Here is a 25,287-nt window from a genome sequence, read left to right as displayed (position 1 = left end):
CGCGGCCCCGCGCTTGTGAGGCGAAAGCCGCTATGCGAGGGGATAAGGCGACCCAGACCGATCCGGGATGCGCTCAGGCCTTGTCGCTCGAAGACCTCGAAACACAGCTCAGGCCCGTTTTCCTCGCCGCGCTCGACGGCGATTCCGCAGCCTATCGGCGCTTCCTCGACGCAATCGGCGGGCGGCTGCGCGGCTATCTCCGGCAGATGCTGGCCCGCTCCGGGCGCCACGAGCCGAGCGAGGCCGAGGACGTGCTGCAGGAGGTGCTGCTCGCCCTGCATCTCTCCCGGCACACCTATGATCCCGCAAGCCCGGTCACCGCCTGGGCCCATGCGATCGCGCGCTACAAGCTCGTCGACCATCTGCGCCGCACCGGGCGCCATGCCGGCGGCCTGCCGCTCGACGATGAGGCTTTCGACCTTGCGGAGCCTCCGGCCGCGGCGGCGACCGAGGCCCGGCTCGATCTCGACCGGGCGATGGCGAGCCTGCCCGAGCGCACGCGCGGCCTGATCGACCGGGTCAGGCTGCAAGGCGCCAGCATTGCCGAAGCCGCGAACGATGCCGGCATGACCGAGACCGCCGCCAAGGTCGCGATCCATCGCGGCCTGCAGGCCATGGCGAAATTCCTCTCCCGGCGCGGGGGAAGGCCGCCATGATCCCGTCTCGCTTCAGTTGACCCGTAACCTTTCGCGGCCACGCCACGAATTCCCGTTCAGACACGGCCAGCAAAGATTTCCAATGCAGACCGACGACCTGATCTCCCTGATGACCGCGAGCCACCAGCCGGTGGATACCGGCCGGCTGCGCCGCGCCACCTGGCTCTGCGCCCTCTGCGCGCTCGCGGCGACGGCCGGGCTCGTATTGCTCACGCTCGGGCCCCGGCACGATATCGGCAGCGCCTGGCTGACCATACCGGTCCTTGCCAAGGTCCTGCTCGGCGCCGGCGTCGCCAGCATCGCGCTGCCGCTGTTTCAGCTCAGTCTGAGGCCGGGCCGGAAGCCTGCCCGGCACCTGCCCTGGGTGCTGGGGCCGCTCGTGCTGGTCGCGGGCTGGGCCGCGCTGGCGCTGATCCAGGCCCCTTCCGGGGAATGGAACACGCTGATCTTCGGCCGCTACTGGCAGGCCTGCGTCGTCGCCGTGCCGCTTTATGCGCTGTGCCCGCTCATCGGGTTGCTGCTGCTCGCGCGCCGGGGAGCTGCGGTCGCTGGGCCATTGACCGGCGCCTGCGCCGGCCTCGCCTCGGCAGGGCTGGCGACGGTCGCCTATGCGCTGCACTGCCCCGACGATGCCGCGCCCTTCCTGGCGACCTGGTACACGCTCGCGATCGCCACGGTCACCGCCTTCGGCGCCCTGGTCTTTCCGCGATTCCTGCGCTGGTGATTCAGCCCACGTCCATACCGGTCCCGCGCTTCGGCAAGGCCAGCCTGTTCTCTATCAGTTGATGAGCTGCTTCGATGCGGGGGCTTCCTCCGCAAGGCTGGCTGTGAAGAGCGCGTAGCCCAGAGCCGCGAAGGCAAACAATCCGACCACTGACAGAAACATGAGAACCGCCTCTTCTGATGACGAGGCATTTTTCCGCGAATCTGTGAATCTTGGGTCCGCAGATTGGTTCAAATTGTTCGGATCGCTGCCGTCGAGCAGACGGCGAGTGCAGCGTACGGAACGATCGCAGCCCGAGATCGACGACAGCTACCTTACAGCGGAGGCTCTCGAGGCCCTTGAGGCCGCCTTTCGCCATTCAGCGCTCTGACAGCGGGAGCCGGTCGAACCGGCCTTCGAATCCTTCGAGGGATGACCTGTCTGGCAGAATCGATCTCGTGGCGTCAGGAAGTGGCGGACAGGGAGGGATTTGAACCCCCGATACCCTTGCAGGTATGCCGCATTTCGAGTGCGGTGCATTCAACCACTCTGCCACCTGTCCGCGGTCGCCTTCGGTCGAAGCGAGGCGGTTACTACACAAGCAGCGCCCGGGGGGCAAGCCTCTCCCGCATGAGAATTCCACTCTTCACAGCCGCTTTCGCTTGACCTCTCCCGGCCTTGCGACTATCGAGCACCGTCCGGCGTGGGGAAACCCGCGCCTGATCTCTTTTGGCATGTGCGCTGCGTCGCATGCCGGTAAGAGCAAGCCAGACCACGCAATCGACTGCCAAAAAGCCGTCCCACGGGCCTCCATCCGGAAGCCACGACAGGACGGGGCCGAACATGGAGGACAAAATGTTCGCAGTCATCAAGACCGGCGGGAAGCAGTTCCGCGTTACCGCCAACGACAAGATCACCGCTGCCAAGATCGAGGGCAACGCCGGCGACACCGTCGCGTTCGATTCGGTGCTGATGCTCACCGAGGGCGAGAAGACCACGCTCGACGCCAAGGCCCTTTCCGAGATCACCGTCGTCGGTGAGATCGTCGAGCAGGCCCGTGGCGAGAAGGTCATCGCCTTCAAGAAGCGCCGCCGCCAGAACTCCAAGCGCAAGCGCGGCTTCCGCGCCGAGCTGACCGTCATCCGCATCACCGACATCCTCACCGGCGGCAAGAAGCCGGAGATGAAGAAGGCCGATGCCGCCGCTGCTCCGGTCGCCGCCAAGGCGAAGGCTGCGCCGAAGGCCGCCAAGGCCGAGGCTGGCGAGGAGGCTGAGAAGCCGAAGAAGGCCGCGGCCAAGAAGGCCCCTGCCAAGAAGGCCAAGGACGAGGCGTCCGAGGCCTGAGACCGGGTTTCCCGGCGCAGATAATCCGCGCCGGATCACCATCGCCGAGGCTCATCGTCCCGGTCTGTCGCTCCTGACAGAATGGTGCTCCGGCATTTCGTATCCGAGACGGGTGGCTTTCGCCGCCGATTCGGGTTAGAGAGACACGACAGTTTTTGAGGTAGGGCGTTATGGCTCACAAAAAGGCAGGCGGCTCGTCGCGTAACGGCCGTGATTCTGAAAGCAAGCGCCTCGGCGTGAAGAAGTTCGGCGACCAGGCGGTCGTTTCCGGCAACATCATTATTCGTCAGCGCGGCACCAAGTGGCATGCCGGCGCCAATGTCGGCATGGGCAAAGACCATACCCTCTTTGCGACGACGAATGGCCGAGTCCGATTCACGACGAAACTCGGCCGAGCTTTCGTGAACGTAGTCCCGGCCCAAGAGGCCGCAGAGTAAAAGGCGGATAGGGAATTCTCTCGATCCGCCGGTTCCATCGAACCGAACGGATCAAGGGTTAAAAGGCCCGAATAGGGTCTCCCGAAGGTCAGCGAAGGGGAGATGGGACCAAAGTCCCAGCTCCCTTTTTTCGTTTGCGCCGACGGAGAGACGACATGTTCCCCGAACTGACCCGCGACGATGTCTTCCGGCTCGAGACCCGCCGTCTCTGGCTGCGTTGGCCCCGTATGGCCGATGCCAATGCCATCCTGCGCCTTGCCGGTGAAAAGGCGGTGGCGGAGATGACGGCATCGATTCCCCATCCCTACCCGTCCCAGGCGGTCGAGCCCTTCGTCTTCGGCGCCCGCAAGGGCAATGCCCTGGGCGAGCACCTCGTGCTGGCGATCACGCCCCGTTCGAAGCCGAACGAGCTGATCGGCATGATCGGCGCGCACAAGCAGGCCTCGGGCGTGCCCTTCATCGGCTACTGGCTCGGCACCCCTCACTGGGGCAAGGGCTACGCGACCGAGGCGGTGCAGGGCCTGATCGACAGCCTGTTCTCGCTGATCGACCTGGCCGCGATCGAGGCGGATACCCGCGTCATCAACCCGGCCTCCCGGCGGGTGCTGGAGAAGTCCGGCTTCCGTTCCGAGGGCTCCTTCCTGAAGTCGCTGCCGGCGCGGGGCGGGCTGTTCCCCTGCGAGCAGTTCCGGCTCGACCGCTCGACCTGGGCGGCGCTGAAGAGCTGGAGCGCCAGCGGCTGGGCCCATGCGCCCGAGCAGGAGGCGGGCGAGGAGCCAGCGCGCGGCCAGCCGGCGCTCGGCATCCCCTCGCGTCGCCAGCAGGAACAGGCGGAGGCCTGTTCGGCTTGAGCGGCTCGAATCGTCACGCTTGAAGCACCCGAAGGGTGGCGGCCATGGGCTGCCACCCTTTTCGCTGTGGGCAGGCCCTTGCCCGCTAAAATGCGAGCGAAGCTGGTCACCTTTGTTGAAAGGCCCCGCTGTTAGCCGTTGCGCACTCTGACCGAACCGGAGTGTGCCTTGTGAAATCTAAAACGACGCAGATTCGAGAATTTCTCGGTTCTTCCTTGCTGGCTCAGGCTTTCGCCGGCTGTTTTGTTGCTACTCACGTCCCGATCATTTCCATCGCGGCCTATGTCGCGTCTGGCGCCACGATCAGCGCCCAGGCCATTCTGGTCATCATCCTTCTAGCGACGATCGTCGGGACCGCCTTTGCCTTCATCGTGATGCGGCACCTACTGCTGCCCGTCAGCGAGCTCGCGCGCGGGCTGAAGAGCTATCGGCTCGAAGGCCGCATCCCGCGCCTCGCCAAGCAACGCGACGACGATGTCGGCCGCCTGACCGACGAGGTTCGCGCTCTCATCAACACGCTGGAGGAGAAGCTGAACCGCCTGAAACGACAGGCCTTCTCAGACACGCTCACCGGTCTTGGCAATCGCCGCTGGCTCGCCGAGGTCGTCAGCTCCGAGATTGCGCGCTCACGCCGCGAGCAGAAGCCGCTCTCGGTCATCGTGCTCGATATCGACCACTTCAAGAGCATCAACGACGCCTTCGGCCACGACGCCGGCGACGAGGTTCTCGTCGCCATTGCCGAGATCGCGAAACGCGTGCTGCGCCCCTATGATTTGGTAGCGCGCCTGGGCGGCGAGGAGTTCTGCGCCTTCCTTCCCGGGACGAATCTCAAGGAAGCCGTGCAGATCGCCGAGCGCTTGCGGGAAGCCATCGCGGAGCTGCAAATCGGGACGCTTCGGGGGCGACGCATCACCGCGAGCTTCGGCGTGCATGAAGCGAATATCGGGCGCGAGCAGTTCAGGGACATGCTGCGCATTGCCGATGAATATCTCTATCAGGCCAAGGGCGACGGCCGGAACCGGGTTCAGGCCATCGAGGCGCGCCCGGCGGTGATCCAGACCGCGCCCGCGCCGAGCAACCATCCCGAAACCTGAAGGCCGAGAGGCGTCCCATCTGAAAAGGGCGGCCTCACCGGCCGCCCTTTTTGTTATCTTACTTCACAAACGTGCCGTGCAACTCGTCATCGATATGCACGCGGATGATCTCCTCGAAATTCGCCTCCGCCTTGAAGCCGAGCGCCAGCGCCCGCTGCGGATTGAAGTTGCGCGGCCAGCCGGCGACGATCTTGTCGATCACCGGATCGGTCTCGCGGCGAATACGCTTCACCACGTTCTCGCCCGCGACCTTGCGCAGGGTCTCGATCTGCTCGGCGACGGTGCAGGAATAGCCCGGCATGGTCAGCGCCCGGCGCGGGCCGATCGCGGCCGTATCCATCGTCGCGGCATGGACGAGGAATCCGACGGCCGAGCGCGGGCTCGCATGCCAGTGGCGCACCTGATCCGAGACCGGCAGCACCGCTTCCTCGCCGTTCAGCGGCTCGCGGATGATGTTGGAGAAGAAGCCCGAGGCCGCCTTGTTCGGCTTGCCCGGCCGCACGCAGATCGTCGGCAGGCGGATGCCGACGCCGTCGAAGAAGCCGCGCCGAGAATAGTCGCTGAGCAGAAGCTCGCCGATCGCCTTCTGCGTGCCGTAGCTGGTCAGAGGCGTGGTGAAGAATTCGTCCTCGATCTTGTCGTGGAACGGCGCGCCGAACACCGCGACAGAAGAGGTGAAAACCACGCGCGGCGTATAGCCTTCCGCATGGCGGATCGCCTCGAAGAGATAGCGCGTGCCGTCGAGATTGATCCGGTAGCCCTTGTCGAAATCGGCCTCGGCCTCGCCCGAGACCACCGCCGCGAGATGGATGATCACCTCCGGCCGCGTCGCGACCAGCTTCTCGGATTCGCCGTGGATCGAGAGATCGGAAACTACCGCCTCAAAATCGAAGGGCGCAGCCGGCGGCGGCGAAGCGACGACGACATCCTGCGCCGTCACGCGGGTCACCGGCTTGCCGCCGAGCTGGCCGTCGCGCGCCAGCCGCTCGATGAACTTGCGCCCGACCATGCCGGCGCCGCCGAGAACGAGAATATGCATCGGTTCTGTCCTGAAGGTTTGCTCTGAAGTTTCGTCAGTTCGGGAAGCGGCCGCCGAGATCGTCTTCGATATGGACGCGGATGATCTCGTCGAAATCGCGCTCGGCCGCGAAGCCAAGCGCCAGCGCGCGCTTGGCGTCGAAACGGGTCGGCCAGCCCGCGACGATCGCCGCGGAAGCCGGATCGGGCGCGCGCCGGATCAGCTTCACCGCCCTGTCGCCGGCAATGCGCCGGAGCGCTTCGATCTGCTCGCCGACGGTGACGCAGACGCCCGGCATGGTCAGGTTGACGCGCGGGCCGAGCTGCTCGCGAGACAGGCCTGCGGCATGGATCAGGAAACCAACGGCCGAGCGCGGGCTGGCATGGGTGAAGAGCACCTCGTCGCTGACCGGCAAGAGCGCTTCCACGCCCTGCAACGGCTCGCGGATGATGCCGGAGAAGAAGCCGCCGGCCGAGGCATTGGGCTTGCCCGGCCTGACCACGATCGAGGGGAAGCGGATGCCGACGCCCTCGACGAAGCCGCGCCGGGAATAGTCCGCCAGCAGCAATTCGCCGATCGCCTTCTGCGTGCCATAGCTGGTCAGGGGCGTGACGTGGAACTCGTCGGAGATCGACGGCGGGAACGGCGCGCCGAAAATGCCGCTGGAGCTGGTGAAGACGAGCTTTGGAACGTAACCCGCGCCGCCCTCGTGCCGGATCGCCTCCAGCAGGTTCAGCATGCCGTCGAGATTGACGCGGTAGCCCTTGTCAAAATCGCGCTCGGCCTCGCCCGAGATGATCGCGGCGAGATGGAAGATCAGGTCCGGCCGCAACGCCGCGAGTTCCTTTGCCACGGCCGCATCGCCTGCATCCTCGACGCGGATCGTCGCGCGCCCGGCAAGCTCGGCTGGCAGTGAGGCGGGAACCACATCGGTCAGCGTCAGCCTGTCGATCGCCTTGCCGGCGCATTGGCCTTCGCGGGCCAGACGCTCCGCCAGCCTGCGGCCGACCATGCCGGCCGCGCCCGTGATCAGGACATGCATGACCTCTCCCTGTCCGGTTCGCGTCTCGGGTCGCTCTTGATGGCAACCGCGTCAGGAGAATGGAGAGCGATGGGCGCCCTCCATCCGGAAGTCAGGCTTCAGAGCGCGAAGCCGCCATCCGCCAGATGGATCTGGCCAGTGGTGTAGCTCGACTCGTCCGCCGCGAGGTAGACGGCGAGCGCGGCGATCTCCTCGGCCGTGCCGAGCCGGCCCATCGGCTGGCGGTCGATGAAGGCCTGCCGGGCGGCGGCCTCGGTCGTCTTGGTCGCCTGGGCGAGGTCCTTGATGCGCTGGTCGAGCGAGGGCGACTGGATCGTGCCAGGGCAGATCGCGTTCGCGCGCACGCCCTTCTTGATGTAGTCGGCCGCGACCGCCTTGGTCAGGCCGATCACCGCTGCCTTGGTCGCGCCATAGGCGTAGCGGTTCGGAATGCCACGCACCGAGCCGGCGCCCGAGGCGATGTTGACGATCGAGCCGGAGCCCTTTGCCAGCATGCCGGGCAGGAAGGCCTGGATCGTGCGGTGCATCGACTTGACGTTGAGGTCGAAGGAGAAATCCCAGGCCTTGTCATCGGTGTCGAGCACCGTGCCGTGATGGACGAAGCCGGCGGCGTTCACGAGGATGTCGACGGGGCCGACCTTCTCGGCGAAGGCATTGACCGCCTTGCTGGAGAGCACGTCGAGCTTGCGCTTCTTCGCCTTCGGAATGCCGTCCAGCAGGGCGACGTCCTTGTCGGTCGCCCAGACGGTGGCACCTTCGGCGACGAAGGCCTCGGCGATGGCCCGGCCGATCCCCTGCCCTGCGGCGGTGACGACCGCGACCTTGCCCTTCAAACGTCCTGCCATGCCCGTTTCCTTTTTCAGCCGGCTTTTGCGAAGGTCTTGCGCATATGGGTCAGCCGCCGGTCGGCCATGTCCTCATGATGCGTGATGGAAAAGCCCAGCCGCTCGTACCAGCCGATGCGCTGGGTCAGCTTGGCATGGGTGTAGAGATGCACCGAAGCATAGCCGAGCGCCTGCGCCCGCTCCTCGGCGAAGGCCATCAGCGCCGCTCCGAGCCTGCGTCCGCCGGCCTCCGGTGCGACGGCGACGCTCCAGACGGTGAAGTCTTCCGGCTCGATATCGAGCACCAGCGCGGCTTCCAGCTGGCCATCCTCGCCTTCCGCGAGCCAGACCTCGTGCTCGGCGACGACCTGCGTGTAATCGGCGATGCGGGGCAGCGAGGGCACGCCGATGATGCTCTCGTTGGGCGTATAGGCGGCGTTCTTGAGGGCGAGGATCGCCGGGATATCGGCAAGCCCGGCCCGGCGCAGCGCGACCGCCCCAACATGGCCGCCGGTCTGGTTGAAGGCGCCGAGCGAAAGCTTCTGCTGGCCCTGCTTGTCGAAATTCGACGGCGCAAGCCAACGCCGGAAGGCCTGGGCCCGCACCGGCCATTCGCCATCGAGGATCGAGAACCAGGCGGTGTCGCGATTGGCGCCCTTCACCACCATGTGCTGGCGGAACAGCCCCTCATACAGGAAGCCGAAGCGCAGGGCGGCGCGCTTGGAGGGCTCGTTCCGGTTGTTGCACTTCCACTCGTAGCGGCGATAGCCGAGCGAGAAGCCGTAATCGCCGACGAGATAGATCGCCTCGGTCGCCGCGCGCGTGCGCTGCAGGGCCGGCGAATAGGTGATCCAGCCGACCTCGAACACGCCGTGTTCGGGCCGGATCTCCATGATCCAGAGATGGCCCTTGGCCTTGCCGTCGGCCTTGTCGATCACGGCAAGCGGCACGATCCCGGCCTTGGCCACCATCGTATCGAGCAGCGCGCGATACTCGTCCTTGCTCTTCGGCGGCGCGGCCGGGAGCCAGTCCCAGACATCGTCACGCGCGACATCGCAGGCCCAGATATCGTCGATATGCCCGCTGACATCGAGCGGCTCCAGCCGGCAATACTGGCCTTCCAGAACCTTGGCCGGCGGGAAGGGCGGCGCCTTCCAGCCTCCCGAAAGCGTCGACTGAGCGGGCGGTGCGATCATCGGCATCATGGCTTCGTCATCTCCTGCCAGCCATTGAGATCGGCGGTGACGGTCCAGCTGGCGCCCAGCTCGTCGCGGATCGCCTCGACGATGGCCGCACCCTCCGCTTCCCAGGCCAGTTGCTCGACGGCGTCGGGAAAGCGCGAGCGCGCCTCGTCATCCTCTTCATAGATCGCGTCGAACGCATCCATCCAGGCTTCCAGCCGATCCGCGAGATCGTCCGAAAGTCCGGCATCATCGGCATCGATCGCCTTGCGCCGGCCTTTCGCGTCGATCGTCCAAAGACCGCTATTCCCAAGCCAGGCCGGGGCGATCAGGAGCGTACCGCTCATGAGCGCTCCGCGAGGTCTTTGGTGAAGAACGGGTTCAGCGGCGCCGACGGGCCGTTGCCGGCGAAGCCCTTGAAGCTGCCCTCCTCCGCGATCAGGCGCGTCGCCTCGATGAAGGCAGCCCAGGCCGCCCGCGCCAGCGCGCCGCCGATCGAGATGCGCCGCGTGCCGGTCGCCGCGATATCCGCAACCGACAGTCCGAAATCGCCATAGATCAGCGTGTTGACCGGCTTGCCGCCGGCCGCGGCGACGATGGCTCCAATATCGGCCGGGGTCTTCGGGCCGGGCGCATAGAGCACATCGGCACCCGCAGCCGCATAGGCCTCGATCCGCCGCACCGATTCCTTCAACGCCTCGGGATGACCGGTCAGGAAGCATTCCGCGCGGGCCGTCAGCACGACGCCGGAACCGGTCTCGTCGATCGCCTTGCGCGCCGCCTTGATCCGCTCGACCGCGAGCTCGAACGGATAGAGCGGCTCGTCCTGTCGGCCGGTCGCGTCCTCGATCGAGAGCCCGGCCACGCCGGTCGCGACGCAGAGCTTGACGTTGGCGGCGACGCCATCGGGCGTATCGGCATAGCCGTTCTCGAAATCGGCATTGACCGGAAGATCCGGCACCGCCTTCACGATATCGGCGAGATGGGCAAGCATCATGTCGCGCGGCACGTCCTGGTCGGCGCGCCCCTGCGTGAAGGCATAGCCGGCGCTCGTCGTCGCCAGCGCCTTGAAACCCTGTCCGCGCAGCCAGCGGGCCGAGCCGAAATCCCAAGGATTGGGCATCACGAAGCAGCCTGCCTCGTGGAGCTTGCGGAAGGCTTCGACCTGGGGGCTCTGTGCCATGATTTAAATCGTTTCAAATGGAAGCGGATCGAACAGCTGCCATAGTGTCGAGGGTCGTATCGTTTGTCAGCCCCGTTGAACGCGCGTCGCGCAGCGAACGCCGATGCGCGGGCGGAATGGCGTGGGATGGCGCGGAACAACAGCGCGGGCGAAAGCGCGCCGATGAAGTCTGTCATCCCGCACGCGCCGCGGCGCGAAGTGCCGCTGCGCAGATGCGGGATCGTACGAAGCAAAGGCGCCCATCGCCGCACGCGGAAAGGCGCCCTTTCCGGGTAACGGTCCCGTGTCTGCGCCGCGGCATTGCATGCCGCAGCGCGCACGGGAAGACACCCCCACTCAAAGCCCCTTCGAACGCGGCAACCCCTCAGTGGTTGTCGCGCGGAATGCCGAACTTCTTGTGGATCTTCTGGTACTTGACCGCCGGCTTGAGGACCATGCCCTCGGAGAGCTCGTCGACGATCTTGCGCTGAATCTCCTGCCAGGGCGTCTGGCTCTTCGGGTATTTGTAACCGCCCGACGCCTTGAATGCCGCCTTGCGCTCGGCCAGCTCCGCATCCGAGATCAGAATGTTCGCAGTGCGCTTCTTCAGGTCGATGCGAACCTTGTCGCCCATCTTGAGCAGCGCGAGCCCACCGCCAGTCGCGGCTTCCGGCGAGGCGTTGAGGATCGATGGCGAGCCCGAGGTGCCGGACTGGCGCCCGTCGCCGACGCAGGCGAGCGCCGTGATGCCCTTTTTGATCAGGTAATCCGGCGGCCGCATGTTCACGACCTCGGCCGCGCCCGGATACCCGATCGGACCGACGCCGCGGATGAACAGGATGCAGTGCTCGTCGATGGCGAGCGCGGGATCGTCGATGCGGTGGTGGTAATCCTCCGGCCCGTCGAAGACGATGGCGCGGCCCTCGAAGGCCATCGGGTCTTTCGGGTTTTCCAGATAGCGCTTGCGGAATTCCGGCGTGATCACGCTGGTCTTCATGATCGCGGAATCGAACAGGTTGCCGGAGAGGTTGAGGAAGCCCGACTGCGCCTTCATCGGCTGGTCGTAGCTCTTGATCACCTCGCGCGCGATCGAGAAGGCGCCCTTGCAGTTCTCTTCGAGCGTCCGGCCATTGGCGGTGATCGCGGGCTTGAGCTTGCCCTTCTCGATCAGCTCCGCGATCACGGCGGGCAGGCCGCCGGCGCGGTAATAATCCTCGCCGAGATATTCGCCGGCCGGCTGCAGGTTGACCAGCAGCGGGATCTCGTAGCCGATCTTGGTCCAGTCCTCGTTGTCGAGCTTGACGCCGATATGCTTGGCGATGGCGTTGACATGGACCGGCGCATTGGTCGAGCCGCCGATCGCCGAATTGATGACGATGGTGTTCTCGAACGCCTCGCGCGTCAGGATCTTCGAGGGGATCAGGTTCTCCCAGACCATCTCGACGATGCGCTTGCCGGTGAGATAGGCCATCTCGTAGCGGTCGCGATAGGGCGCGGGGATCGCGGCGGCGCCGGGCAGCGTCATACCCATGGCCTCGGCCAACGAGTTCATCGTCGAAGCGGTGCCCATCGTGTTGCAGTGGCCGGCCGACGGCGCCGACGAAGCGACCAAGTCGACGAAGCCCTTATAGTCGATCTCGCCGGCCGCCATCATCTGGCGGGCCTTCCAGACGATCGTGCCGGAGCCGGTGCGCTCGCCACGGAAGGAGCCGTTCAGCATCGGCCCGCCCGGCAGCGCGATGGCGGGGATGTCGACCGTCGCGGCGGCCATGATCTGCGCCGGCGTGGTCTTGTCGCAGCCCGTCGTCAGCACGACGCCGTCGAGTGGATAGCCGTAGAGAATCTCGACCAGCGAGAGATATTGCAGGTTGCGGTCGAGCGCCGCTGTCGGTCGCTTGCAGGTTTCCTGAATCGGATGGATCGGGAACTCGAAGGGCACGCCGCCCATCTCGCGGATGCCGTCGCGGACGCGCGAGGCCAGCTCGATATGGTGACGGTTGCACGGCGCGATGTCGGAGCCGGTCTGGGCGATGCCGATGATCGGCCGGCCCGACTGAAGCTCTTCGCGCGACAGGCCGAAATTCATGGTGCGCTCGATATAGAGCGCGGTCATGTCGGCATTATCGGGATTGTCGAACCAGGCCTTCGAGCGCAGTTGCTCGGGCTTGATGCGCCGAACCGGCTTCTTGCCGGGGGTCTTGCCGGGTGCCTTGGCCATCCTCGTTTCCTCTCGTTCGGCGCGGCGCTGGCGGCCGCTTGCCGATCTCACATTCAAACGATTTGAGACTAGCCATCATGCCCATCGCCTGCGGCTCGGCAAGGCCCAATCTGGCTGATAGTCATACTATTTAATCATGCTGTATGCAGCATGCAACAATCCTGCGATGCGCCGCCCACGCTTGCCAGCCGTGCCGGTTTGGCGCCAAGAACGCAGGAAGGCTGGTCGGGCCCGGCCCTCGCCAGCGAAGCCTGAGGAAACGCGCCATGACCCTTCACGTCGTCCCCTCCTTCTCCCGCATCGGCGAGGAGAACGCCTTCGCCGTGCTGGCCCGCGCCACCGAATTGCAGCGCCAGGGCAGGGACATCATCAATCTCGGCATCGGCCAGCCGGATTTCTCGACGCCCGACCATATCGTCGAGGCGGCGGTGAAGGCGCTGCGCGACGGCCACCACGGCTACACCCCCGCCAACGGCATCCTGCCGCTGCGCGAGGCGGTCGCGGCCGACCTGCACAAGCGCTTCCAAGTCGAGGTCTCGCCCGAGAGCGTGATGATCGTGCCCGGCGGCAAGGTCACCATGTTCATGGCGATCCTGATGTTCGGCGAGCCCGGCGCCGAGATCCTCTATCCGGACCCGGGCTTTCCGATCTATCGCTCGATGATCGAGTACACCGGCGCGACGCCGATCCCGGTGCCGATCCGCGAGGAGAACGGCTTCGCCTTCTCCGCCGAGGAGACGCTGGCGCTGATCACGCCGAAGACCCGGCTGCTGATCATCAACTCGCCGGCGAACCCGACCGGCGGCGTCACGCCCAAGGCCGAGATCGACAAGCTCGTCGCGGGCCTCGCCAAATTCCCGGATGTCGCCGTGATGTCGGACGAGATCTACGACCAGATGGTCTATGACGGCGAGAAGCATGTCTGCCTTCTCAGCTATCCGGAGATCCGCGACCGGCTGATCCTGCTCAACGGCTGGTCCAAGACCTATGCCATGACCGGCTGGCGGCTGGGCTATTCGATCTGGCCGAAGCCCTTGCTCGACAATGCCCGCAAGCTCGCGGTGAACTCGCATTCCTGCGTCAACGCCCCCGCGCAATGGGCGGGACTGGCGGCTCTCACCGGCCCGCAGGATGCGGTCCATATGATGCTGGCCGAATTCGACCGGCGCCGGAAGGCGGTGGTCAAGGGCCTGAACGGCCTGCCGGGCGTCTCCTGCATCGAGCCCCGGGGCGCATTCTACGCCTTCCCGAACGTCTCCCAGACTGGCTGGAAGGCGAAGAAACTGGCCTCGGCCCTGCTGGAGGAAACCGGAGTCGCCACGATCGGCGGCCCCGATTTCGGCGTCCATGGCGAGGGCTATATCCGGCTCTCCTATGCCAACTCCCTGGAGAATATCGAGAGCGCGCTGGAGCGGATGAAGACTTTCCTCAGCAACGCAAAGGCGGCCTGACCATGGTCACCTGCTACCTGCGCTACATCATCGATCCCCATAAGCTCGAAGCCTTCGAGGCCTATGGCAAGCTCTGGATCCGGCTCGTCGAGAAACTCGGCGGCAAGCATCACGGCTATTTCATGCCGTCCGAAGGCGTGTCGAACGTCGCGCTCGCGATGTTCAGCTTTCCCTCGCTCGCGGACTATGAGGATTACCGCAAGCGATCCTTCGACGATCCCGAATGCCAGGCCGCCTTCGCGATGAACGAGAAGGAGCGCTTCATCATCAGCTACGAGCGCTCGTTCTTCCGGCCGGTCTTCGAGGACGATCAGGGCTACAAGCGCGCGCCCTGAGGCGCTCTTCAGTTCCGCGCGCTGGCGGTCACGCCGGGATCGACCTTGAAGCTGGAGGCCTCGATCACGGCGGTGCCGATCATCGTCTTCACGGAGATGCGCACCGGCACCATCACATCGGTGCCGGCGATCGGCGCGAGCCAGGCCGTGATGTCGCGATTCTCCGCCATGAACTTGGTGCTGGGCCGGAGCGCCCGGTGGCCGGCGATCGGCACGAAGCGCGCCTGGCAGATCGAGACCGGGCCGCTATAGCCTTCGAGCTTGACGTTGCGCGTGCCGGCGCTCGACAGCTTGATGTCGTAGCGCGCCGCGCCGTCGAAGATCGGCAGCGTGCGGTTGCAGGCGCCGTCCTTGCCCTTGCCGTTGACGGGCATCAGGAAGGCGCTGAGCGGATCGACGATATTGCGCTTGTGGCTATCGTTGAGCGGCACGCGGTCGGGCTTCTCGTCGATCGGCGGCTCGATATCGATGCCAGCGACCGCGCCCTCGGCCAGCGCCATCCTGACGGTCCGGCTCTCGCTCGAATTGGCTGAGCTCACCGCGAAGGTCTTCGGCGCGAGCCTGCCGCCGACGAGCGTGCCCGTCGCCGCGCCCGAACCGCGCCCGCCCGTGACGCCCCCGGCTATCCCTGTGAGCTTCGCGGATATGTCGAGCTTGTAGCCGGAATTGTCGATGCCGCCGCTCAGGCTCGCCGTGCCCAGGGTGATTCCCAGGAGCGAGACGTCATAGCGCGCGTCGAGCGAAGCCGCGTTTGCTCCTGCGGCCAAACCGGCGGCGAGGACGAAGCCTGCGAGGGACGATGCGACGGCGGGCTTCATCCATTGTCTCCGGAACGGCGCGATCCTGCGCTGAATGCACTCTGAATCGGCCCGAATCGTGACCGTCTTCCCCGTACGGCGAAGCGACGGCGGGTTGAAGCATCGGACCCCGATCTTTACACTCCGTTAACGCTGAAGGCCATGTGAACGGCGAACCGAGTTTTCCTTGACGCAGGCCGCGCCCTTGGCTATGGAACCCCCGACTTCAAATTGACTTCCGGTGCTCGCCGGCACGTCGCGTGTCGGTTTTTTTGTTTGAGCGCCCCCGGGAACGTAAGGAACGATATCATGGCCCGCCGTTGCGAACTGACCGGGAAAGCCACCCTCACCGGCCACCTCGTCAGCCACTCGAACCGCAAGACGAAGACCGTCTTCCGTCCGAACCTCGTGAACGTCACGCTGCAGTCGGACGCGCTCGGCCGTTCGGTGCGCCTGCGCGTTTCGGCCAACGCTCTGCGTTCGGTCGAGCATCGCGGCGGCCTCGACGCCTTCCTGCTCAAGGCTTCGGCCGGCGACCTCTCGACCGGCGCTGCTACGCTGAAGCGTGACCTCGAGAAGAAGCTCGCCGCCAACTGAGCGGTTAGCCCTCTCGGGTTTGAAGGAAGCGGCCGAAAGGCCGCTTTTTTCGTTTGGGCGTATCAAGGCTAAGGCGGTCGGCCGCCGCCACGCGCACTATCCCCTCTCCCCCTGCGGGAGAGGGTTAGGGTGAGGGGTCTCGCGACGCTGCTCGCAAGCGTTGCGTGGTATTTTCCGAAGCTTTCAAGACCTGCATGACCCCTCATCCGCCCCTTCGGGGCACCTTCTCCCACAAGGGGAGAAGGGAAGGCCTCACAGCAGCTCGAACTCCAGCAGCAGCGTCCGCTGCAGGAACGAGAAGTTGTCGTCCGAGATCAGGGTCAGCACCGTGCGCCCTTCCTCTAGATGGACCGACAGCCCCTCCATATTATCGATCTCGAAGCCGAAATCGGCCTCGATCAGGCGCGGTCCATCCACCAGAGCACCGGGACGGATGTCGCGCCCGGCGATTCGCCTGATCCGCATGCCGACGCCGCGCAGCGGCTGATACCAGCGCTCCAGCGCCAGCATGTCGCCGGAGGGCAGGAAAGCGAGATCGGTGATGTCGTAGCCGTCATGCCGGGCGAGCTTGAACAGTCCAGGCTGCGGGCCGCCTAGGATCGCACCGAGCGTCGGCTCGTCCTCCTTGCCCGAACGCTCGGCAAGCGCGACCAGCGCCCCCTTCAACGGCCCCGCAGGGATGACGCCGAGCGCCTCCAGCCCGCGATTGCGCGGCAGGCGCTTCAGCTCGGGCGGCAGCGAGACAGGCCGCGCGCGGGCCTCGACGCCATCGCGCGCCCAGTCGAAGCGGGCGATCTCATGCTTGCGCTCGATCCCGACATAAGCCACGCCGTCATGGATGCAGAGGCTTTCGGTGTCGTAGAGCCCCGAGCGCGCGAGCGGCCGGCCGGAGCCACCGAGAATCGCCGCCATCTCGGCCTCTTCGAGACCAATGAGCTTGCCGTTGCCGGAAGCGACCTTCGCCGTCAGCCAGTAGCCGCGATCGGTCACCGCGACGAGATCGCGTCCGCCATTCAGGCGCGCGAGACCGGACAACCCGCCGAAACGCGGATGGCCGGAGGAAAGCACCAAGCCGCTGCGGAATTGCAGCCCGCCGAAGCGGCGCTGGTCCGGCCGGCGCGGCTCGAAAGCCGCGATGGGCCGGGCCGAAATTCCCACGGGAAAGCGGGTCTGCTCGATCGCCTGAGCGGCGCCGGGCAGCGCGAGCGCACTGAGGCCTGCCAGCGCAGCGCGGCGCGTGAGACGCATCAGTGTCCGCGGCGCTTGGAGCCGGAACCCGCAGGTCCGTCCTCTTCGAACAGCTCGGCGAGCTTCTCGGTCATCACGCCGCCCAGCTCCTCGGCATCGACGATGGTCACGGCGCGGCGATAATAGCGCGTCACGTCATGGCCGATGCCGATGGCGATGAGCTCGACCGGCGAGCGCGTCTCGATCTCCGCGATGACATGGCGCAGGTGCCGCTCGAGATAATTGCCGGCATTGACCGAGAGGGTGGAATCGTCGACCGGCGCGCCGTCCGAGATCACCATCAGGATCTTGCGCTGCTCGGACCGGCCGAGAATGCGCTTATGCGCCCAGTCCAGCGCCTCGCCGTCGATATTCTCCTTGAGCAGCCCCTCGCGCATCATCAGCCCGAGGTTCTTGCGCGCGCGTCGCCACGGCGCGTCGGCCGCCTTGTAGATGATGTGCCGGAGATCGTTCAGGCGGCCGGGATTGGCCGGCTTGCCCGATTGCAGCCAGGCCTCGCGTGACAGGCCGCCCTTCCAGGCGCGCGTCGTGAAGCCGAGCAATTCAACCTTGACGCCGCAGCGCTCCAGCGTCCGGGCGAGGATATCGGCGCAGGTCGCCGCGACCGTGATCGGCCGGCCGCGCATCGAGCCGGAATTGTCGATCAGCAGCGTGACGACCGTATCGCGGAAATTCGTGTCCGATTCCTGCCGGAAGGAGAGCGGCTGGAACGGGTCGAGGATGATGCGCGGCAGGCGGGCCGGATCGAGCGCACCTTCCTCCAGGTCGAACTCCCAGGTCCGGTTCTGCTGCGCCATCAGGCGCCGCTGCAGCCGGTTGGCGAGCCGCGCGACCACGCCCTGGAGATGGGCGAGCTGCTTGTCGAGATAGGCGCGCAAGCGCGTCAGCTCTTCGGCGTCGCAGAGCTCCTCGGCGGTGACGACCTCGTCGAATTTCTGGGTATAGGCCTTGTAGTCGGTATGCGGCCGCTCGTTGCCGCGGCTCTCGCGCGGACGCGGCGCCTCGCCGGCCTCCTCGGATTCGGAGTTCTCGTCCTCCTCCTCCCAGTCGCCGGCCGGCGCGTCGGTCGCCTCGGAGGCGCCCTCCTGCAATTCCTCGGTCGCGTCCTCGCTGACCTCGACCTCGGAACGGTCGGCGCCGCTCTCCTGCTCGGATTCGCCGTCCTGCTGCTGCTGGTCCTCGGAGGACTGGTCCTGGTTGTCCTCGTCCTCGTCCTGCTCGTCGCCCTGCGCGGTCTGCTCGGCCATGTCGAGCGCGGCCAGCATGTCGCGCACCGTGCGGGCGAAGCCGCGCTGGTCCTCGATCGTCTTGGTGAGCCGGTCGAGATCGCCGCCGGCCTTGGCCTCGATCTGCTCGCGCCAGAGCTCGACGACCTTCTCGGCCGCCTTCGGCGGCTTCAAGCCGGTCAGGCGCTCACGCACCATCAGGGCGAGGGCATCTTCCAGCGGCGCATCGGCCCGGTCGGTGATTTCCTCGTAACGGCCGCCACGGTGATAGCGGTCCTCCAGCATCGCGGAGATGTTGCCGGCCATGCCGGACATCCGCCGTGCGCCGATCGATTCGACGCGCGCCTGCTCGACGGCGTCGAACACGGCGCGGGCCGCATCGCCCTCAGGCGCGGCGCGACGGTGGATAGCCGCGTCGTGACAGGCGAGGCGGAGCGCCATCGAATCGGCATGGCCGCGCAGGATCGCGACATCGCCGGGGCTGAGCTTGCGCGGCGGCTCGGGCAGGCGCGCCCGCTCGCCGACGAGCGACGGCTTGTCGGCCGCGAAGACGATTTCCATCTCCGGCTTGCGCGCGATCGCCTTCATGGCGCCGGAGATCGCCCGCTTCAGCGGCTCGGCCGGAGCCTCTTTCGGCGTTCCTGGCTTGCGGTTCGAGATGGACAAGACTGAGGCCGTCCTCTGGGTTCCGTGACTTTTACCGCGACCGGCCGTCGTACTGGATCGACTGGAGCTCGGTCGGCTCCACACCGGCAAGGCAGCGCACATTGATCGCGACCGTCGGCGTCCCGTCCGGCATCGCGCCGCGCGCGAAGGACTCGACGCCGCAGGTCTCGCAGAAGAGATGCTGGATCTTCTGCGTGTGGAAGCGGTACTCGGTCAGCGCATCCTCACCCTTGGTCAGGGTGAAGGCGCTGGCGGGCGAGAACGCGAGGATCGAGCCGCGGCGCTGGCAGTAGGAGCAGTTGCAGGTGATCGTCTGACCGAGATCGGCTTCGACCTCGTAGGCGACCCGCCCGCAGTGGCAGCTTCCCTGATACTGCGCCATGGCTCGTGTCCTCTCGTTAGCTGAGCACCACGTTCGCGGCGCTTTCCGGCAGTTCCTTGCCGAAGGAGCGCTGGAAGAACTCGGCGACCAGCGTGCGCTCCATCTCGTCGCACTTGTTCAGGAAGGTGACGCGGAAGGCGAAGCCGATATCGCCGAAGATCGCCGCGTTCTCGGCCCAGGTGATGACCGTGCGCGGGCTCATCACGGTCGAGAGATCGCCGTTCATGAAGGCGTTACGGGTGAGATCGGCGACGCGGACCATCTTGTTGATGACGTCCTTGCCGTCCGGCGTGCTCTGGTAGTGCTTCGACTTCGCCAGGACGATGGCGACCTCGTTGTCATGCGGCAGGTAGTTCAGCGTGGTGACGATCGACCAGCGGTCCATCTGGCCCTGGTTGATCTGCTGCGTGCCGTGATAGAGGCCGGACGTGTCGCCGAGGCCGACCGTGTTGGCGGTGGCGAACAGGCGGAAGGCGCCGTGCGGGCGGATGACGCGCTTCTGGTCGAGCAGCGTCAGCTTGCCGGACTGCTCCAGCACGCGCTGGATCACGAACATCACGTCCGGGCGGCCGGCATCGTATTCGTCGAAGACGAGCGCGATGTTGTTCTGCAGTGCCCAGGGCAGGATGCCGTCCTGGAACTCGGTGATCTGCTTGCCTTCCTTCAGCACGATCGCGTCCTTGCCGACGAGGTCGAGGCGCGAGACGTGGCTGTCGAGGTTGACGCGGACGCAGGGCCAGTTGAGGCGGGCGGCGACCTGCTCGATATGGGTCGACTTGCCGGTGCCGTGATAGCCCGAGATCATGACGCGGCGGTTATGCGCGAAGCCGGCGAGGATCGCGATCGTGGTGTCGCGGTCGAAGCGGTAGTCCGGGTCGAAGTCCGGCACATGCGGATCGGCTGCGGAATAGGCCGGCACCTCGAGATCGGAATCGATCCCGAAAGTCTGGCGCACCGACAGCTTGATGTCGGGCAGGCCGGGCGCAGTCGTCGTCGTCATCATCTTGTCTCCAGGCAAAGGGCCATGACCGGAATTCGCCGGGTAACCCAGAGCCGACCGAGGAGGGAGGCGGATCGTCCCTCATTAGAGCGAAAGACCGGAAGCGGCAATTCGCAAAGCTGCACCCCGGCCCTCGCAAAGGGCATGCCGGCTCAGTGTCGGGCGCGGCCGGCGGCCGCGGCGAGAAGCTCGGTCACGATTGCGGCCGAGCGGGCGGCGCCATCGCGATTGATCGGCAAGGTGGGCGGTTTGGAACCGATCGCCTCACCGACGGCATCCGCCAATGCCACTGCATCCCCGACGAAATCCCCCGACAAGCGGAAGCAGCGCGCCAGTCCTGCCTGCTCCATTGCCTCGGCCCGGACCGTCTGCTCGGTCTCGTTGCCGGCATCGAAGGGCACGACGATCGCCGGCCGCCCGGCCGCGACGAGATCGAGCACGGTGTTGTAGCCGGCCTGGCTGATCGACACCGCGCAACCGGCAAGCAGCGCTGGGAAATCCGGCCGCGCCCGCTCGATCACGACCTTATCGGGAGCGCCGGCCGCCAACAGCGCCAGATCGGCATCCGCCATGCCGCGCCCGGCGAGGAGCCGCCAGCGGCGCCCGGATCGGTCGAGCCGCGCCGCCGCGACCGCGCAGGCGAAGAGCGGCAGGGCCGCGGCCGAGCCGCCTCCGGAGACGATGACCTCGTCATTGTCCTGTGCGATGCCAGCCGGACGATCATCGGCGAGATAGCCGGTATAGCGCAGCTTAGCCGCGAGCCCCTCGCCCACCGGCCACGACCGGTCGAGCGGCAGGAAATCCGCATCAGCATGGATTAGGACCGCACCGAATAGCCGGGCGACTCGCTCCTCGGCCTCGGCGATCCGATCCGGTCGTGGTGTCACCAGCACGTCGCGCACAGAGGACAGCACGAGCGCCTCCGGCCGCCTCGTCTTCACCGCCGCGATCAGCGCGAGGAACTCCTTGGCCAATTGCCGCCTGCCGAAGGGGAAATGCTCGACGATCACGACATCGGGCCGCAATCGCGCCGCCAGCTCTTCCAGCATGGCGATGCGGGCGCCCTTGCGCTCCGGAGCGATCGGCTCGCCGGCCTCATCGAGCAGCGTGCGGAAATCGGTGCCTTCGGTCCTGATGACAGGCAATTGCACGAAGGCGAAGGGCTCGCTCTCCATCGCCCGCAACGGCATGCCGCCGCTGGCGAGCGTCACCGAAAACCCGCCCTGCGCCAGGGCCCGCGCCAGATTGGCGGCCCGCACCAGATGGCCGCTGCCGAGCAGATGCGTCACCGCGATCAGGACGGAAGCGCTCATGCGCCCTCGCAGGCAGAACCGCGCAGCATCGCTGCGACACGGTCGAGCCCGGCCTGCGCCGAGAAGGCATCCGTCAGGCGCGCGTAAGCCGCATCTCCCAGCGCGGCGCGCTTGTCAGGCGCTCCGGCGAGTTCACCGAGCGCAGCGGCCAGAGCGGCAACATCGCCCGGGGGCACCAGCAGGCCCTCCACGCCATCGCGCACGAATTCCGGTATCCCCGCGAAATCGGTCGCGAGGATCGGCAAGCCCTGGCTCGCCGCCTCCATCACCACATTGGGCAGGCCGTCGCGGTCGCCGTCTCCAGCCTCCTTCGAGGGCAGCACGAAGAGGTCGGCGGCCCGCAGCGCGGCGATGACCTCATCCTGTGCCTTCGGACCAGCCCATGTGATCCGATCATCGAGGCCGAGCGCCTGCGCTTGCGCTTGCAGGGCCTTCAGCTTCTCGCCGCCGCCGATATGCGTCAGGCGCCAGTTCAGCGTGCAAGGCAGCTTGGCCAGCGCTTCCAGCAGATCGTCGAAGCCCTTCTTCGCCACGGCTCGTCCAATGGTGACGAAGCGCACCGGATCGTTCGCGTCCGAGCCATCCCGCGCCGATCGTCCCCCCGGCGCCGGAAAGCGAGCGAGATCGAGCCCGTGATAGAGCAGCGCAACCTTGTCGGGCCGATCGGAAAGTCGCTCCAGCTCGCGATGCCCGTCGCGGGTGCAGGTCACGCCCCAGGCGGCGGAAGCGATCTTCTCGCGCTTTTCCCAGTCCTCGGTCGTCCAGATGTCCTTGGCATGGGCCGAGAACGACCAGGTCAGGCCGGCGAGCAGGCCGGCATAGCGGATCACGGAAGCCGGCGTGTGCAGGTAATGCACATGCAGGTGCCGGATATCCCGGGGCAGTTCATGCGCCATCACGCAGGCCTGGCCGAAGCGGCGCCAGCGGTTGCGCGTCCGGTCGCGGAAGAGATCACGCAGGAAAACCGGCAGCAACCGCAGCAGGCCCGGTCGCAGCAGGGCCGCGAGCAAGCCGCGCGCCACGCGTCCCGGCTCGTCATGCAGATATTCCGGCAGGTAGCGCACCGGCGCGGTGATCTGATGGTGCATCAGATGCTTCGCGGCGTCGGTCGGATGGCGCAGCGACCAGATTTCGAAAGCCAGGCCGCGCTGCTGCAAGCCCAGCAGTTCCTGCGCGATGAAAGTCTCCGACAGGCGCGGATAACCCTTCATCGCGACCGCGATGCGCGGCGCCGAGCCAGCCGTCATCGCCGCCCGATCAGCATGAAACGCGTATAGTTCTTCGTCGGCCGGGCGCCTTCTAACCAGACCTCGGACAGTCCCGCCTGCTCGCGGAAGGCGTCGAGCGAGGGCACGCAGCTGCGATGATCCGGCTCGCGAAAATAATCGTTGGATTGCAGCACAAGCGGCAAGCCCTTCGGCAAGGTCGCGATCCAGCCCGGCACATCGTCGAGATGCTCACAGCTCGTATTGATGACAAGTCCCGGCTTCGGCGACTGAGCCGCGAAGTCGATCGCCATCATGTCCGCCGTCACCGCCCGGAAGCGCCCCGCCGCGACATGGCGATGGTTCAGGATTTCCGCGATGGATGCACAGGTCGGGTCGATATCGAGGCTGACAATCCCCGGGATCGCGAGCCTGTCATCGTCGAGCAGGAGTGCGCCGAGCACGCCATACCAGGCGCCGAGAACCCAGACCGGTCCCTCAGGCTTCGGATAGGTCTGCGCCAGCGCCTCGACCAGCCATTGCTTCGAGGCGATCTGCTTGTGGTTGCAGGCGATCGAGAGGTCGGGCGGCGCGCCCTTGCCGTAGAGCCGCGCGATATCGGCGACGATGCGATTGCCCGAGAGCGCCGCCATGCCGCGCAGCAGGTCGTGAAAGGCCTCTTGGGGCGGTTCGGGCGTCATGGGTCGGTCATCATCCGGAAAAAGCCGGCGGACCATAGACATGCGCGCCCGCAAAAAACCAGCCGAGCGCGCAAGGGTCAGTGCTTTTCAGGCACTTCACCCGGCTCTGGAGCCGCCTCGGCCGCAACCTCCGCCTCAGCTCCGGAGACGACCGGAGCAGGCATCGCCACGTCCTCGCGCTTGCGGCGGGCGATTTCCGGCGCACTGGCGAAGCCATAGGCCGTCAATGGCTTCTCGCGCCCCTTGATCGCGATCTTCAGCGCCGTCGTGCCGGCATAGCTGCGCCCGCTTGCCCGGATCGTGTCCTCGGAGACGACGACATCGGCCAGCACGCGTCGCGTCGCCGATTCGAGCTGGCTTGCCACCATCACGGTCTCGCCGACCGTGATCTCGCGCCGGCCGAGATTGTCGTTCTCGACCGCGCCGGTAATGGCATCGCCGGTATGGATGCCAATGCCGATCCGGAGCGGCAAAGGCAGCGCCGCGCCATATTCGCGGTTGAGCGCATCGACCGCGCGCACGATGTCGCCGGCAGCCGCGATCGCCGCTTGCGCACCTTTCGACGGCGGACCTTCGAGGCCGAACACAGCCATGAAGCCATCGCCATAGAAGGCGTCGATCCGCCCTTCATGCGCGGTGATCGCCTGCCCCATCTCATCGAAGAAGCGGTTGAGCAGGCCGATCAGTTCGCGCGGCAATTGCCGCTCCGAGAGGGCCGAGAAGGCCCTGAGATCGGCGACCACGACGGTGAGGCCGCGCTTGCCGGCGGCATCGTCGAGCTCAAGCGCACGTCCCGCGCCGGCATTGAGCCGCGAGGCCAGCAGGATCTGCACCTGCAGATCGTCGCGCGGCCGGATCTGGCAGGCGAGCCGGACGCCTTCCGGCGCCGAGATGCGCCGCAAGAGCTTCGCCTCGTTCATGCCCGGCTTCGGCAGCTTGTCGTTGCCATCCATCACCAGCACGCGGCAGGTGGCGCAGCGCGCCCGCCCGCCGCAAAGCGCGGCATGGGGAATGCCGAAGCGCCGGAACATCTCGAGCACGGTCGGCCCCGGTGCCAGCCGGCGCGTGCCGTGCCCGACGAAGCGCACCGTGATCTGGCGCGTCGTGCGGACCCTGATCTCGCGGATGCCGATGAAAAGCAGGAAGCAGGCAACGAGCCCGTAGAACCCGCCCTTGCCCCACATCACGTCGCGGGCGAACATCGCGGACTGCGCATCGCTGACCAGTTCGGCCGGCATCGCCAGCCGCTCCGCCTCGCGCGCGCCGACCGAGAAGCCGATCAGCGCCAGCATCGGGATCAGGATCGCCGCCAGCAAGAACGGATCGCGCCAGTGGCGATAGCTGTCGCGGCCGCGCAGCATGAAATGGATGCCGATGATGCCATGCGTCCAGACCAGCAGCAGCAGCAGCGACTGCGTCAGCGCAAGCCCAGGCCAGAGCCGTCGCAGCACGGAGCGATAGCTTTCGTCGACGCCGAAATAGATGCCCATGATCCGCGTGCTGATGATGTGGTCGATCAGCAGCAGCGGGATGGCGAGGCCGAGCGCGATCTGCAGCATCTCGCGCAGCGGCATCTTGAAGGTGCGCCGTTGCACCACGCGCAAAAGCGCGAAGACCGGGTGGACGATCAGCGAGCCATAGAGCGCGACGGTCCCGGCCCAGGAATGCCAGAGGCCGTAGCGCCAGTCCTGCACCTTCTCCATGGCATCGACGCCGAGGATGCCGACGGCGTGGTTGAGGAAATGGGTCGTCGCGAAGATCAGCAGGATCACTCCGGAGACGAACCGGACGTCCCGGCTCCAGGACGAGACCTGGTCCATGCTCGCACTCATACCG

At 66.4% G+C, this 25,287-nt stretch carries 25 protein-coding genes and 1 tRNA gene; 9 read left to right on the top strand and 17 right to left on the bottom strand.

Annotation, left to right across the window (positions count from 1 at the left end; all coding sequences use genetic code 11):
• Window positions 1-80 precede the first annotated feature (80 nt).
• Entirely contained in the window at window positions 81-656 is a 576-nt protein-coding gene (locus AC07NY_RS04640) for a sigma-70 family RNA polymerase sigma factor (RefSeq protein ID WP_494582145.1), read from the top strand.
• Between the two features lie 82 nt (window positions 657-738).
• A complete protein-coding gene (locus AC07NY_RS04635) occupies window positions 739-1,380 on the top strand; it encodes an NrsF family protein (protein WP_494582143.1) in 642 nt (213 codons plus the stop codon).
• 451 nt (window positions 1,381-1,831) lie between these two features.
• On the opposite strand, the gene AC07NY_RS04630 is transcribed toward AC07NY_RS04635, so the two are convergent.
• Window positions 1,832-1,921, bottom strand: a tRNA-Ser gene (locus AC07NY_RS04630).
• Between the two features lie 293 nt (window positions 1,922-2,214).
• Here AC07NY_RS04630 and rplU point away from each other — a divergent pair.
• The 4 genes from rplU to AC07NY_RS04610 all read left to right on the top strand — a co-directional run bounded on the left by rplU (window position 2,215) and on the right by AC07NY_RS04610 (window position 5,085).
• Window positions 2,215-2,703 carry a 50S ribosomal protein L21 gene (gene rplU, locus AC07NY_RS04625; protein WP_336810888.1) on the top strand — a complete coding sequence of 163 codons (489 nt, stop codon included), beginning with the start codon at window positions 2,215-2,217 and terminating at the stop codon, window positions 2,701-2,703.
• A 170-nt stretch (window positions 2,704-2,873) separates the two neighbouring features.
• The gene (gene rpmA, locus AC07NY_RS04620) at window positions 2,874-3,140 is read left to right on the top strand and encodes a 50S ribosomal protein L27 (protein ID WP_199085184.1); all 267 of its coding nucleotides are present in this window, start codon (window positions 2,874-2,876) and stop codon (window positions 3,138-3,140) included.
• Window positions 3,141-3,295: 155 nt separating this feature from the next.
• Complete coding sequence (locus tag AC07NY_RS04615) at window positions 3,296-3,991, top strand: GNAT family N-acetyltransferase (RefSeq protein ID WP_494582141.1); 696 nt, start codon at window positions 3,296-3,298, stop codon at window positions 3,989-3,991.
• 215 nt (window positions 3,992-4,206) lie between these two features.
• Entirely contained in the window at window positions 4,207-5,085 is an 879-nt protein-coding gene (locus tag AC07NY_RS04610; RefSeq protein ID WP_494582139.1) for a GGDEF domain-containing protein, read from the top strand.
• Window positions 5,086-5,143: 58 nt separating this feature from the next.
• On the opposite strand, the gene denD (AC07NY_RS04605) is transcribed toward AC07NY_RS04610, so the two are convergent.
• The 7 genes from denD (AC07NY_RS04605) to AC07NY_RS04575 all read right to left on the bottom strand — a co-directional run bounded on the left by denD (AC07NY_RS04605) (window position 5,144) and on the right by AC07NY_RS04575 (window position 12,530).
• Window positions 5,144-6,124, bottom strand: coding sequence for a D-erythronate dehydrogenase (denD, locus tag AC07NY_RS04605; protein WP_494582137.1), 981 nt, complete (start codon window positions 6,122-6,124; stop codon window positions 5,144-5,146).
• A 34-nt stretch (window positions 6,125-6,158) separates the two neighbouring features.
• Window positions 6,159-7,145: a D-erythronate dehydrogenase gene (denD, locus tag AC07NY_RS04600; RefSeq protein WP_494582135.1), complete on the bottom strand. Its 987-nt coding sequence runs from the start codon at window positions 7,143-7,145 to the stop codon at window positions 6,159-6,161.
• Between the two features lie 98 nt (window positions 7,146-7,243).
• Window positions 7,244-7,990: an SDR family oxidoreductase gene (locus AC07NY_RS04595; RefSeq protein WP_494582134.1), complete on the bottom strand. Its 747-nt coding sequence runs from the start codon at window positions 7,988-7,990 to the stop codon at window positions 7,244-7,246.
• Window positions 7,991-8,004: 14 nt separating this feature from the next.
• On the bottom strand, window positions 8,005-9,174 hold the full coding sequence (locus AC07NY_RS04590; protein WP_494582132.1) for a GNAT family N-acetyltransferase: 1,170 nt from the start codon (window positions 9,172-9,174) through the stop codon (window positions 8,005-8,007).
• Window positions 9,171-9,497 (bottom strand): immunity protein CdiI family protein, encoded by a 327-nt coding sequence (locus tag AC07NY_RS04585; RefSeq protein ID WP_494582130.1) that lies wholly within the window; start codon window positions 9,495-9,497, stop codon window positions 9,171-9,173. Before AC07NY_RS04585 ends, AC07NY_RS04590 begins: the two co-directional genes overlap by 4 nt.
• Window positions 9,494-10,333 carry an isocitrate lyase/PEP mutase family protein gene (locus AC07NY_RS04580; protein WP_494582129.1) on the bottom strand — a complete coding sequence of 280 codons (840 nt, stop codon included), beginning with the start codon at window positions 10,331-10,333 and terminating at the stop codon, window positions 9,494-9,496. Before AC07NY_RS04580 ends, AC07NY_RS04585 begins: the two co-directional genes overlap by 4 nt.
• Window positions 10,334-10,697: 364 nt before the next feature.
• Entirely contained in the window at window positions 10,698-12,530 is a 1,833-nt protein-coding gene (locus tag AC07NY_RS04575) for an IlvD/Edd family dehydratase (RefSeq protein ID WP_494582127.1), read from the bottom strand.
• 266 nt (window positions 12,531-12,796) lie between these two features.
• On the opposite strand from AC07NY_RS04575, the gene AC07NY_RS04570 reads away from it, so the two are divergent.
• Both AC07NY_RS04570 and AC07NY_RS04565 read left to right on the top strand, forming a co-directional pair.
• Entirely contained in the window at window positions 12,797-13,981 is a 1,185-nt protein-coding gene (locus AC07NY_RS04570) for a pyridoxal phosphate-dependent aminotransferase (protein WP_494582125.1), read from the top strand.
• 2 nt (window positions 13,982-13,983) lie between these two features.
• Complete coding sequence (locus AC07NY_RS04565) at window positions 13,984-14,316, top strand: NIPSNAP family protein (RefSeq protein ID WP_492285242.1); 333 nt, start codon at window positions 13,984-13,986, stop codon at window positions 14,314-14,316.
• An 8-nt stretch (window positions 14,317-14,324) separates the two neighbouring features.
• Here the strand turns inward: AC07NY_RS04565 and AC07NY_RS04560 are convergent, their stop codons facing one another.
• Window positions 14,325-15,134, bottom strand: coding sequence for a DUF3108 domain-containing protein (locus AC07NY_RS04560; RefSeq protein ID WP_494582123.1), 810 nt, complete (start codon window positions 15,132-15,134; stop codon window positions 14,325-14,327).
• Window positions 15,135-15,422: 288 nt separating this feature from the next.
• Here AC07NY_RS04560 and rpmB point away from each other — a divergent pair, with 288 nt between their 5' ends.
• A complete protein-coding gene (gene rpmB / locus AC07NY_RS04555) occupies window positions 15,423-15,710 on the top strand; it encodes a 50S ribosomal protein L28 (RefSeq protein WP_492285244.1) in 288 nt (95 codons plus the stop codon).
• Between the two features lie 252 nt (window positions 15,711-15,962).
• Here rpmB and AC07NY_RS04550 read toward each other — a convergent pair whose 3' ends face one another.
• From AC07NY_RS04550 to AC07NY_RS04515, 8 genes are all read right to left on the bottom strand, one after another.
• Complete coding sequence (locus AC07NY_RS04550; RefSeq protein WP_494582121.1) at window positions 15,963-16,958, bottom strand: esterase-like activity of phytase family protein; 996 nt, start codon at window positions 16,956-16,958, stop codon at window positions 15,963-15,965.
• Window positions 16,958-18,850, bottom strand: a complete 1,893-nt coding sequence (gene cobT / locus AC07NY_RS04545) for a cobaltochelatase subunit CobT (RefSeq protein WP_494582120.1) — start codon at window positions 18,848-18,850, stop codon at window positions 16,958-16,960. The genes AC07NY_RS04550 and cobT overlap by 1 nt, the downstream gene beginning before the upstream one ends.
• A 31-nt stretch (window positions 18,851-18,881) precedes the next feature.
• Window positions 18,882-19,232 carry a GFA family protein gene (locus tag AC07NY_RS04540; protein ID WP_494582118.1) on the bottom strand — a complete coding sequence of 117 codons (351 nt, stop codon included), beginning with the start codon at window positions 19,230-19,232 and terminating at the stop codon, window positions 18,882-18,884.
• A 16-nt stretch (window positions 19,233-19,248) separates the two neighbouring features.
• The gene (gene cobS / locus AC07NY_RS04535; RefSeq protein WP_494582116.1) at window positions 19,249-20,235 is read right to left on the bottom strand and encodes a cobaltochelatase subunit CobS; all 987 of its coding nucleotides are present in this window, start codon (window positions 20,233-20,235) and stop codon (window positions 19,249-19,251) included.
• A gap of 149 nt (window positions 20,236-20,384) precedes the next feature.
• On the bottom strand, window positions 20,385-21,545 hold the full coding sequence (locus AC07NY_RS04530) for a glycosyltransferase family protein (RefSeq protein ID WP_494582115.1): 1,161 nt from the start codon (window positions 21,543-21,545) through the stop codon (window positions 20,385-20,387).
• A complete protein-coding gene (locus AC07NY_RS04525) occupies window positions 21,542-22,792 on the bottom strand; it encodes a glycosyltransferase (protein ID WP_494582113.1) in 1,251 nt (416 codons plus the stop codon). The genes AC07NY_RS04530 and AC07NY_RS04525 overlap by 4 nt, the downstream gene beginning before the upstream one ends.
• Window positions 22,789-23,451: a class I SAM-dependent methyltransferase gene (locus AC07NY_RS04520; RefSeq protein WP_494582111.1), complete on the bottom strand. Its 663-nt coding sequence runs from the start codon at window positions 23,449-23,451 to the stop codon at window positions 22,789-22,791. The genes AC07NY_RS04525 and AC07NY_RS04520 overlap by 4 nt, the downstream gene beginning before the upstream one ends.
• Window positions 23,452-23,528: 77 nt before the next feature.
• Window positions 23,529-25,271 carry an adenylate/guanylate cyclase domain-containing protein gene (locus AC07NY_RS04515; RefSeq protein WP_494582109.1) on the bottom strand — a complete coding sequence of 581 codons (1,743 nt, stop codon included), beginning with the start codon at window positions 25,269-25,271 and terminating at the stop codon, window positions 23,529-23,531.
• Window positions 25,272-25,287: the final 16 nt, after the last annotated feature.

It is taken from the genome of Allobosea sp. GW821-FHT09G06, assembly GCF_059416005.1.
The sequence above is the reverse complement of the archived record's forward strand: the minus strand, read 5'-3'. Positions and strand labels throughout refer to the sequence as shown.